Genomic DNA, 12,606 nt, shown 5'->3' on the forward strand with positions numbered 1-12,606 from the left:
ACATAGAGAATTTCCCTAACTTCTGTCTTTTGTTTTTCTCTTCTTTCTATGATACAATGGAAAAAATGAATTCAAAAGGAGTTATTTATGACTTACCCCAATCTCTTGGACCGCTTCTTAACCTACGTTAAGGTCAACACGCGCTCTGATGAACACTCTACTACTACTCCAAGTACACAGAGTCAGGTTGACTTTGCGACAAATGTCCTCATTCCTGAAATGAAACGTGTTGGATTACAAAATGTTTATTATCTACCAAATGGTTTTGCTATTGGAACCTTGCCAGCCAATGATCCATCTTTAACACGTAAAATTGGCTTCATCTCCCACATGGATACTGCTGATTTTAATGCCGAAGGAGTCAATCCACAGGTAATTGAAAACTACGATGGGGGTGTGATTGAACTTGGAAATTCTGGTTTTAAACTAGATCCATCCGACTTCAAGAGTCTTGAGAAATATCCAGGACAAACGCTTATCACAACCGATGGAACAACCTTGCTAGGTGCCGATGATAAGTCAGGAATTGCTGAAATTATGACAGCCATTGAATATCTAAATGCTCATCCTGAAATCAAACACTGTGAGATTCGTGTTGGTTTTGGTCCAGATGAAGAAATCGGTGTTGGTGCTAATAAATTTGATGCAGAAGATTTTGATGTTGATTTTGCCTACACTGTTGATGGAGGACCACTAGGAGAACTTCAGTACGAAACTTTCTCAGCAGCTGGTGCTGAATTGCATTTCCAAGGTCGTAATGTCCATCCTGGTACTGCAAAAGGGCAAATGGTCAACGCCCTTCAGTTAGCAATTGATTTTCACAATCAACTTCCAGAGAATGAACGTCCTGAGTTAACGGATGGTTACCAAGGGTTCTATCATCTTATGGATGTGACAGGTAGTGTCGAGGAAGCGCGTGCAAGCTACATCATTCGTGATTTTGAAAAAGATGCCTTTGAAGCGCGTAAAGCAGCTATGCAGTCTATCGCTGATAAAATGAATCAAGAACTTGGCAGCGACCGTGTCACCCTAAACTTGACAGACCAGTACTACAATATGAAAGAAGTCATTGAAAAAGATATGACTCCAATTACCATTGCTAAGGCCGTTATGGAAGATTTAGGTATCACACCTATTATTGAACCAATTCGCGGCGGGACAGACGGCTCTAAAATTTCCTTTATGGGAATCCCAACTCCAAATATCTTTGCTGGTGGCGAAAACATGCATGGACGTTTTGAATATGTTAGCCTTCAGACTATGGAACGTGCAGTTGATACCATCATTGGTATCGTAGCTTATAAATAATTGATAAAAAACCGAGCATATCCAACTACGGAAATGCTCGGTTTTAGTATTTTATACTCGTCGAAAATCTCGTCAAACCACGTCAACATCGTCTTGCTGTACTCAAGTACAGCCTGCGGCTAGTATCCTAGTTTGCTCTTTGATTTTCATTAAGTATTAAAAGTGACATCTTTCCCTGCTCCTTTAGTTATCTCCCAATTTTCTCGTCTACTTGATTGTATTTCACTTAATACAAGGAAAACAATCTAAAACTAATTGTTACAACCTTCTTGCATCCAATTCGAATACACTATTTAAGGGCATTTTACATTAATTAGTCTTTTTTTCTTTTGACCATTCCAATCATGCCTAAGAACATGCCCATAATTCCTACAGATGCAAAAGCAGAACCATCTTCACTTCCTGTTTTAGGTAGAACTTCTTGACGATTTGCAGGTGCCTGATAAGTCTTATCTTCTAACATAGGCGGAACTACATATGACTTATCATCATTTTTATCTACGATTTGATTCATAGTTTTTTCAGAGGCAGTTACATCACTAGTAAATCCTGATTCTTGATGACTTGCAGCTTCTCCACTAGGAACTCCTTCCTCAACGTTCGAAACTCCATGAGTAACTCCTTCAGAACCAGTCATACTACCAGTAAACTCTGGTAAGTTATGAATAGCTGCTTCAGAACCCGACACACCACCAGTAAACTCTGGTAAGTTGTGAATAGCTGCTTCAGAATCAGACACACCACCAGTAAACTCTGGTAAGTTGTGAATAGCTGCTTCAGAACCCGACACACCACCAGTAAACTCTGGTAAGTTGTGAATAGCTGCTTCAGAATCAGACACACCACCAGTAAATTCTGGTACCTTGTGGTCAGCTGATACGATTTTAGCTGATTCTTCTTTCTTAGTTCCAATCAACACAATTTCATCTTGCGCAACTTCAACAACTTCACGAAGTTTTATAGTGCGGCTTCCATCTGGTGCTACTTCAGTCAAGATACGTTCCTTACCTGCACGACCTACCTGAGTCACTCGAGTTTCACCTTTTGGAAGACTTGAATCTTCTTGTTTAACTTTCTTGAAGTTAATTACTTTTTCTACTACTTCAAGACTTGGTTGAGGTTGAACTAGTTCCTTATCTCCATCCGTTGGAACTATGGAATGTTTCACTTCCTCTTTCGGAGTCGCCTGAAGTTGGTTAATAGAAGTTAGAGCTGCTTGCAAGGCTTTGTCTACTGCATCTTGTGTCTTGGCTTCTTGGATAGCTGTAAGTGCCTGTTCTGATAACTCAACTAGTTTCTTCTTAGCTTCTTTATCGCTACCTAGTTCCTTGCTCTTGTTTTGGATAGCCTCTGCCAAGCTTGCCATGGCCTTGTCGTAGTTAGGCTCTTCTGGCTGGGATGGTTTTGGTTCCTCTTTTGGAGTCGCTTGAAGTTGGTTAATAGAAGTGAGAGCTGCTTGCAAGGCTTTGTCTACTGCATCTTGTGTCTTAGCTTCTTGGATAGCTGTCAGAGCCTGCTCGGATAACTCGACGAGATGCTTCTTAGCTTCTTTATCGCTACCTAGTTCCTTGCTCTTGTTTTGGATAGCCTCTGCTAAGCTTGCCATAGCCTTGTCGTAGTTAGGCTCTTCTGGCTGGGATGGTGTTGGCTCCTCTTTCGGAGTCGCTTTAAGTTGATTGATAGAAGTTAGAGCTGCTTGCAAGGCTTTGTCTACTGCATCTTGTGTCTTGGCTTCTTGGATAGCTGTAAGAGCTTGTTCTGATAACTCAACTAGTTTCTTCTTAGCTTCTTTATCGCTGCCTAGTTCCTTGCTCTTGTTTTGGATAGCCTCTGCCAAGCTTGCCATGGCCTTGTCGTAGTTAGGCTCTTCTGGCTGGGATGGTTTTGGTTCCTCTTTTGGAGTCGCTTGAAGTTGGTTAATAGAAGTGAGAGCTGCTTGCAAGGCTTTGTCTACTGCATCTTGTGTCTTGGCTTCTTGGATAGCTGTAAGAGCTTGTTCTGATAGCTCAACTAGTTTCTTCTTAGCTTCTTTATCGCTACCTAGTTCCTTGCTCTTGTTTTGGATAGCCTCTGCCAAGCTTGCCATGGCCTTGTCGTAGTTAGGCTCTTCTGGCTGGGATGGTGTTTCTTCGACACCATAGTTTTCTTCCTTATCAAGAATAGCTTGCAAGGCTGTGGCTGTTTTCAGAATTTCTTGAGCACTGGCTGGACTTGCTGAAAGTTGTTCAGATAATTTATCTAAGTTTGACTTGAAGGCTTGACGCGCCTCTGGAGTATTCTTCAAACTTGTTTGGTCAAATTTAGCCAATTCATCCTTCCAGTTCTTCATAGCTTGAACTAATTCTTCTTTGGTATAAAGAGCGCTATCTTCTCCACGAGTGATGAACTTATCAACTTGAATACCAATATTTCTAGAGGTATCATTTCGTTTTGGATCCAATTGCAAGGTTACAGCGTGCCAACCTTCTTCGAGTCCAGTCAAACGAACAAGAGTCTGATCACCTTGACGTGTAGTTGCTGTTCCACTGAAGTACTTCTTACCATTGACATCAGTAGCATTTCCTTGACCATCTTGATACTCAAGTTCTTTACCATCCAGAGTTACCTTGTAGATACCATGTCCAGGATCAACAAAACCTTTGATTTCAAGACCTGTTCCGTAGAAGTAAGCTGTTACGCTAGCATTTTTCTTTTGCTCTTCAGTCAAACGACCAAAGGATGCCCAAGACTCAGTGTTTTGGTATTTGCCAGAAGAATTGGTTTCATGGTGCCAACCTGGGCTGTAGTCAAGTTGACTGGCCTGGTCATCATGACTGACTTGGTCTTTTTGAAGTAAGTCAGCCTTCATTACTCTAACAGTTGCTTCTGAAGCAAATCCAAGCAAGGCATTATCTGATGCGCTTGTCATTTTTACTTTAAAGTCAAAGATTGAATCAGCTTGCTCAGTAAAGTCAATTGTCGGAATTGTCAAAGTCTTTTCTGTTTCACCATCTTGGAAGGTCAAATCAGCCGTTGTATCTTTATATACCTTACCGTGAACCCCTGTTCCTGGCTCAGTCACGACATGAACTGTCGCAACTCCCTTGCTACCACCAACACGTTTGATGGTTACAGTAACTGGTTGGCCTTTTTGAACTTCATAGGTTGTTTCTTTCAACTCAAACATACCCTTACCAGCATTGTTGAGCGTATAGATACCTTCAGTTGCAATAGCTTTGCCAGTTTTGTTAACGAGTTTGATGGTATGTTCACCTGGAGTCAAGTCATCTGTTTCATAAACCATCTGGCTACGTTTACGAGCTGCATTATTCGTTTGTACGTCTGCAACCTTTTGACCATCCACGTAAACTGACATTTCACCGTGATTTGGATCCACTGTAGATACGACATAAGCCTTAGTTCCATTGAAACGGTAGGTTACGCTAGCATCTTTTTGATTGGTCCACATGGATGTTCCACGAACGCCTTCAGATTCGTCATACCAGGTTGTATTTGCTTTGTCAGCTATTGTGTTTGAATGGTAATCCAAACCTAGAGGATAACCATCTGTTTTTTCGATATTACTTGGTGTCTTATAAACAGAGAAGTTTGTCAAAATAGGGGTTGCTTGTGAATTCGTGATAGTCACACGAATCTTTTGGGCTTCTACAGGTTGACCTTGGACAAGACGACGATAACCAACAGTCGAACCCTCTCCATATGGAACCCAGCGACCATTGAGCTCAACTTCAACCTTAAATCCTGAGATACGTTGACCTTTAGCGATATCTTCTTTGAGTTCGACTACGTCAAAGCGTCTCTTTTGACCAAGATCGACAGTGAATTCACCTGTCTTCGCATCATTTGACAATGCCCAACTAGTATCATCCTTACCATCGGTTAGGTTACCTGCTTGGTACAAATGATTCTTACGAGTAGAGCTTGCCGTTACAGTTGCTCCCTTGGCGAAGTCAGTCGCATACATTTGGTCCAAGGTTGCTCGGAATTCTTTCAAGCGAGCCACGTCTGCATCTGCGAATTTACCTTCTTTATTTGGTGGAATATTGAGGAGGAGTGGCGTTCCACGACCAACAGATTTGAAGTAGATATCCATCAAATCTTTGATTGATTTTGGTTGTTGATTGTCATGGTAGAACCAACCTGAACGAATAGAAACGTCTGCTTCACCGACTGAGTACATATCTCCTTCTGGGTCTCCATGGTTGAGATATTCGTTCTTCACATCGTCAGTGATCTTAGCTTTCTTAACCTTATGCCAAACTGGATCTCCAGCGATACCACGTTCATTACCGATCCAACGGACGCTTGTTGGTTGAGCAGAGAAGATAGCGATATCCCCTTCAGCTTTCTTGATGTACTTGAACCACTCGTCAAAGGTGTAAGTTACTTTTTGAGCTCCGCTACCACGCGCACCATCCATCCATACTTCGATGAATTTACCATTATTTCCGTATTTAGGATTGCCAAGGATTTCCTTGAGTTGGTTGAGATAGTATTCGTTATACTCTTTTTCAGTTGAAACATGATATTTAGGGTTATTAGCATCCCATGGTGATAGGTAAACACCCATATTCATATCATACTTAGTCGCTGATTTAGAGATTTCTTCGAGAAGGTCACCCTTACCATCTTTCCATGGACTTGCAGCCACCGTATGGTCTGTATATTTAGATGGATAAATCACAAAACCGTCGTGGTGTTTGACAACCATGATTGTTCGTTTGAATCCAGCATCCTTCAAAGTCTTAATCCACTGGTCTGTATCAAGATTAGTTGGGTTAAAGTTTTGAGGATTTTCTCTACCGTTCCCCCATTCAGAGTTAGTGTAGGTATTCATACCATAGTGGATGAAGGCAGCCAATTCTTCCTTGTGGTAGTCCAATTGAGCCTTGCTTGGTAGTGGTCCATAGTTTCCAATTTCTGTTTCTTCGTCTTTTGGATCCACTACTGGAGTTGCAGGAGTTGCTGGTTTTGGATCTTCTATTTTTTCGTATTCAAAAATAACTTGGTTCACTCCTTTATGTTGGATTGTTGCTTCTTGGCTTGCATTGACTGCACGGTAGCCTGTAATTTCTTTAGCTTGGAATCTATGAACAAAGGAAACTTCGTATTCTTTACCATCGTTATTGTCAACAGTTGCAGGCGCTAATTCTTGGTCTGTACCTTTCAATCGGTAACGAAGATCGAAGGAACCCTTATTGACTTTATAAACAACCTTAATGACACGAGTTCCTGCAGGAGCCTTGCTCACAACACTATAATCCTCTCCCCAAGTATCTTTCAGTTGCTTGTTGACAGCTTTACCGTCAATCGATACAATTTCATATTTTTCTTTATTCTTCTTGTAGAAGTCAGTTTTCTCAATTTCTGTTTTATAGTTATAGTCAAACTGAGTTCCAACTTCCGTCTTTTCAACAAAAGTATCGTTTTCTTTGACTGGGTTATCTTTTTGGTCTAGATGTTCTACAACAACTCGTCCATAGTCAACACCTTCAAGAAGCGTCGCAATACCATTTTGATCGAAAGAGTATTTATTTTTGCCAATAACAGCTGTCTTATTTCTAATCATTTCTCCTTCTGGAGTAAAGTAGTAACGATTACCATTATCTCCTTGGTACCAGCCTTTGACTCCATATTTATCAATGATTTCTTTGACCCATGCTAGTTGTTCAGGCGATAGGACAAGTCCTCCTCCAAAGCGATCTTTTTCAGCGATATTCATATTATCAACAGTTCCATGTTGGTGAATTCCAATAACTTTACCATCACCATTAATAATTCCACCACCAGAAAGACCAGAAACAGAAGTCAGGCGATAAGTGATGCCAACCGCTCCTTTATCATCAAGCTTTTCAGTACCCTTAACGACACCATCAGCCTTATACAACTGACCAGGAACGATTGGTTCCTTCAATTCCGGAGAAGTGGAATCTGTCGGATATCCTATGGTACTAACTGGTTCACCAGCTTTATAGCTACGATGTTCTGCAAGAGGAGTAAAAGTAGCTGCCTTATTTGGACTTGCAATCGAAAGTGGAACTGGTGCTACTACTAAAGCTAGATCATTCTTAATTCCTTCACCAAACTTTTCTTTATTCCAAAAATGAATATCCTTTTCCTTGAACAAAACCGTATTTCCTGAAGTTGGCAAAGAATTGTTCTTAGCAGTATTTGAACCTACATTGTAATAAAACTTAGTAGTATCACCGCCACGAATAGAACCTGCATTGGTATCTGCATCCTTGACTAAGAAATTATGAGCTACTGTCAACATAATATTTGGAGCTACAAAGATTCCAGATCCAGAATTGAGATAACGTTGGCTACCTCCACCTGCTAAAGGTGAACTGAAAATTGTATAAACCATAGCAGCTGAGGTAGCTGGCTGGCCTTCATAATTAATACGTTTCAGATCTTGGCCACCATTGATAATGGCTCTATTTTCTTTTTCGCCTTCAGTTGGAGCTACTTCCGTAGGTTTCAAGATGCTCTTTGTCTCTACCTGTGGACTTTCTTTTTCTGATACAATAGCTGCAGTATCCACTTTTTTTACTGGAGTATCAGGATAGGCACGGTCAGGGATTTCTTCAGGGAGTACATCACCAGCCACTTCAGCAGTTTTAGCTTCCTCTGTTGCTTTCTCGGCAGTAGGCTCTGTTTTTTCAGTTACTTCTTCTTTAACTGTTTCTACTTTTTTATGATCTACATCTGCCACTTCTTTTGATTGACCGTCAACTTCAAGTTTTGATTCTGTCACAAGTTCACTAGCCGCAACATTCCCAGATGCAAAAAAAGCAAGACCGACTGCTACAGAAGCAACACCAACAGTCAGTTTACGAATACTAAAGATTCGACCTTTTTCTAAAAAATATTGTTTCATCAAATACTCCTAATCTCCTAGAGCAGTCAGCTACTGCCCGAGCCCAGCTTTAACTGGTGACATTCTTATTTTTATTTACTATTTAAAAACTCCTTCCAATAAACTCTTTATTTAGACCATTACAAGCACTAAGAAATCGCTTACATTTCTTTAGATAAAATAACGCTTCTAATAGCTGTTTTTCGTCATACTAAGTATACTATATTATAATAAAAAAACAAAGTTTTTTTTATGCTTTTTACTACTTTTTTACTTTATATTTTTTGACAGTCTATGGCTAAGGACAGATGAGTATAACGTCCCATTAATATAAAAAGAGGTAAGATGTGTACCTAAAAGATTAGACAGAAAAAATCTAACTTTTAAAAGTCGGTACCTAATTTTATTTCCATTACCTCTTTTTATTTTTAAAAATTTAAGTTCTCAACTTCTCTATTATTCTCTCTTTTTCCCTATCATCAACAAGCCTAGAAACATCCCTACAAATCCTACAATTGCAATACTGGACTTATCCTCACTTCCTGTTTTAGGCAGGAGATGCTGCTGTGCCGCAGGTGCTTGATAAGTATGTTCTTGCGCTATAGCCTGCACTGCAGTAGACGGGTCAGCCTTATATTCTGTCACCTTATGCACTGCTGCTTCGGCCTCGTTGACACCATCCGCAAGAGTTGGTAGATCCGAACTAGCAGACTGTACTTCATGAGCGCCTCCTTCATAAGATGGAAGTTCTGATTTAACAGCTTCTACCGCATTAGCGCCTCCTTCATAGGATGGAACTTCTGATGTTGCGGCTTCTACCGCATTAGCGCCTCCTTCATAGGATGGAAGTTCTGATTTTGCGGCTTCTACCGCGTTAGTGCCTCCTTCATAGGATGGAACTTCTGATTTTGCGGCTTCTACCGCATTCACACCGCCTTCGAATTCTGGGACTTCATGAATAGTTCCCGGTGGATTTTCTTCGACCTCTATTTCTGGAACTTCATGAATAGCGGCTACTTCGCCGTTTACACCACCTGAGAAGTCTAGCACATCATGAACGGCTGCTTCCTCACCGTTGATGCCACCTTCAAAGACTGGATTCTCATGAACTGTACCTTCACCATTGACTGCACCTGTGAATTCTGGAACTTCATGGATTGCTGCTTTTGCACCATTTTTTCCACCAGGAACTCCTGCCCCTTCAAGACTTACAGACAAATTATGCATGCTCTCAATTGCACCATCAATGATTTCTGTAATTTCCTGACCAATATCTTCCTTACTAGCTGCAAATAGCAATGTTTTTGAATCGTACTGAGTCAAGAAGGTCGCAAAATTTCCATTTGCCAGTTTTAGAACTGGTGGCTGATTCACCAATACTTCAGAATCAAATTCTAAAGCGATGACATTTTTGCTCATCTCTACAGCATTTTTCACAGTTGCTTTCGTTGGAGCAATCCCATCCTTACTTAGGAAATCCCAGTTGAATTTCTTATAGGACAAGGTATATTCATTTTGGTTGTTATCTGCATGCTCATAAAGCAAACCAAATTCACCATTTCCAAGATCTTGCAAGGAGTTATAAGCAAATTTACCACTTTGAATTGGATTATGCTTGAGCCAAGTTAAATCTCCATTCGCTTCCACACGTGCTACGTGCACCAAACCATTGTATCGTCCAGGTCCACCTGCATTACTGAGGACGATATACTCCTTGCCATTTTGTACAGTGTGTATAGCTGACATTTGAACATAGACATCTTTGACATCCGCATAGCGCTTCACATCTTTTTCCCAAGTTGCTCCACCATCTTTACTTGTAGCAACTTGAAGATCACCTGTCAATCCGCGCATGAAGAGTTTGAGATCTCCATTATTCAACTGAACAACGGTTGACTCCGTATTTTGAGCACCTGAATTATTCATAGTTGAAGAGTGAATTGTTTGGTTACCTACCGGACGGTTATCATTGACAGCTTCCCCTGCATGCCAAGTTTCACCATGATCATCTGAGTAAATGACGCGCGAAGACTGAGAACCACCTAGGTAGGATACATTATTTGTCGTGTAGGCAGGGATAACAAGACGTCCTTTATGAGGTCCTGAGTGTAAGGCAATACCTGTACCAGGTCCTGTTCCTAAGAAATGCATCCAGTCCTTACGAATACCGTATGTAATATCTTTTGGTGCAGACCAAGTTTTTCCATCGTCATCACTATAAGACATCCAGAGATAGTTGGTGTTTGAAACTCTAAAGATATTCTTGTCGCTATAATCGAAGTAGACATTACCAATCAGTTCTTCACCTTTATACAAATCACCCTTATCACTATAGGCTGGTTTCTTAGGATCAACTACAACACGGTATTCTGTCTTTCTATTTTCGGGGTCAAAAACCTCACCATTTTCACGAATTGTATAATGTCCTGCTTCACCTTTTTTATACAGAACTTGGTAAACCTTATCCCCAATTTGCTCATAGGCTTGCGGTGCTTTTCCTGGTAAATCTCTAACCGCTTCACCTTCTACAAACATATCAAAAATAGAGAAGATTCGCTTAGTTTTCGGATCTTGGACTAGGGCCATGTCGATATTAACTGGTGATCCCGCATGAGCTCTTCTAGCATTCTCATTATCACGAGGATTTGAGATGACGATTCTATCTCCCCATGTTTTGCCCTTATCATCACTACGACGAACAACCATACCGATATCGCCCCAGTCAGAGTGATGCAAGCGTCTCTCATCTGCACCAGCAATCAAGGTTCCCTTATCCGTTTTCAGCAGGGCTGGAATACGGTAGCTTGCAATACCATCTTTATTTGGCTTGCGGTTCTCACCACCTTCAAAAACATCCAGTTTATCCGTAACTTCTGCTCCTTCAGGAAGTTTCTTCTCCAACTCTCCTCTTTCAAAGAGCTGACTACGTTTTTTAACTTCTTCTGGTGAAAGGGTCCGATCATAAACCGTTAGATTACGGACTTTAAGATTAGCGCCCCAGAAGTTTTTGCCTGTACGTTTTGTTGTACCGATTTGCACATGGTTGACATCTGGCATATCTTGGATGAAACGACCAGATTGAGGACTTGTACGAGACAAGACACCATTTACGTAGAGGCGCACCTTACCATTTGGTTGGTCTGCATTGGGTCTCTCAACTGTAAAGGTTACAGAATTCCACTGACCTGGTTTAATCTTCAAAGGAGCATTTTTATAATCACCATAAAATTGGTTCCCATTGGCATCCCGACCTTCAATGATAGCTGTGTTATCAAGAATGGCCATGGTGAAGTATTCATTTACTTTGGTATCACTAGAAACTGAAAAGAGGTTGTAAAAACGTGGAGCAGATGCATCTGGCTTAAACTCCATATGAATAGTCGCATTTTGAAGTTTTTTAAGCTTGCCGAGCTCCTCCTTCATATCAACTCTTTGCCCGTTTGAAGGATTTGTTTCAACATCTTCCTTCTCTATGACAGTATTGGCATTTTCCAACTCTCTGGCATAAAAATCACGCGGAATGTTTCCAACTTCTTCTTTGTCTTCACTCTCTGTAGCTGGATTTTCGTTTGATGCTTCTGTTTCTGCTGGTTTTTCAGACCCTGGGTTTGCTTGCAACTCTTCACGGCTCACTTCAGTTCCCTTATCCGTTGCTGTTGACAATTTGTCTGCGAGTTCCTTATCTAGATTCGTCAGATTTCCTGTCTCTACTTCCTTAGGCAATTCTGGCAAAGATTGCCCTGCTGTTTCACCACTCGTTGATGCTGCCTCTTGAGCCAAAGCAGGTGTAGCACCAAAAACAACCGCTCCAATCACTACTGAAGCTGCCCCTACTGCAAATTTTCGAATTCCGTATCGTTGTTTTCTATCAAAATGTCTCTGATTCATATTTTACCTCTCATTTTCTAATTCGGTAAAGCGCTTTCTTTTTGACTTAAAATTTTTAGCCACTAGGACTAGACAATTCCAAAAGAAACTAAACTATTTAATGGAAATTTCCATTATTTTTAATTTAAACAATCTTGCATAGCGTACAGTTCAACTTTGCAATACGTCATGAAAGACATTTTACTCCTTTCATATTTTATCTTAACCTTATTATATAATAAATATTTTCAGTTTTAGACTTTACAATAGACAATAGATTCTACTTTCAAAAATAGTTAAAAATTCTAAATTATTTGAAACTAGTTTCAATCATAGTTCACATCAAAACAAAGTCTGAATGACAACATCCGATACCGGAATAATACTCTTCGAAAATCTCTTCAAACCACGTCAGCTCTATCTGCAACCTCAAAACAGTGTTGTGATCAACCTGCGACTAGCTTCCTAGTTTGCTCTTTGATTTTCATTGGGTATGAGTATAAGAGCTAATAAACATTTTTCATAATAAAACGCATAATATCAAGGACTCAGCACTGAACTGCACCCCAAAA

General features: G+C 40.5%; 3 protein-coding genes. 1 reads left to right on the top strand and 2 read right to left on the bottom strand.

Going from position 1 to position 12,606, the window contains the following annotated elements; translation table 11 throughout:
- The first annotated feature begins 87 nt into the window (after positions 1-87).
- The gene (pepT, locus tag HT731_RS08195; protein WP_140832799.1) at positions 88-1,308 is read left to right on the top strand and encodes a peptidase T; all 1,221 of its coding nucleotides are present in this window, start codon (positions 88-90) and stop codon (positions 1,306-1,308) included.
- Between the two features lie 313 nt (positions 1,309-1,621).
- On the opposite strand, the gene HT731_RS08200 is transcribed toward pepT, so the two are convergent.
- On the bottom strand, positions 1,622-8,188 hold the full coding sequence (locus HT731_RS08200; protein ID WP_173278452.1) for an SIALI-17 repeat-containing surface protein: 6,567 nt from the start codon (positions 8,186-8,188) through the stop codon (positions 1,622-1,624).
- A gap of 435 nt (positions 8,189-8,623) precedes the next feature.
- On the bottom strand, positions 8,624-12,055 hold the full coding sequence (locus HT731_RS08205) for an SIALI-17 repeat-containing surface protein (RefSeq protein ID WP_173278454.1): 3,432 nt from the start codon (positions 12,053-12,055) through the stop codon (positions 8,624-8,626).
- Between the last annotated feature and the right edge of the window lie 551 nt (positions 12,056-12,606).

Origin of the sequence: Streptococcus sp. k-163 (genome assembly GCF_013277555.1) — a bacterium.
Classification (GTDB): Bacteria; Bacillota; Bacilli; order Lactobacillales; family Streptococcaceae; genus Streptococcus.

Excerpts from the sequence above, each read along its gene's own strand:
- pepT (WP_140832799.1), top strand. The coding sequence starts at position 88 with ATGACTTACCCCAATCTCTTGGACCGCTTCTTAACCTACGTTAAGGTC.
- HT731_RS08200 (WP_173278452.1), bottom strand. The coding sequence starts at position 8,188 with ATGAAACAATATTTTTTAGAAAAAGGTCGAATCTTTAGTATTCGTAAA.
- HT731_RS08205 (WP_173278454.1), bottom strand. The coding sequence starts at position 12,055 with ATGAATCAGAGACATTTTGATAGAAAACAACGATACGGAATTCGAAAA.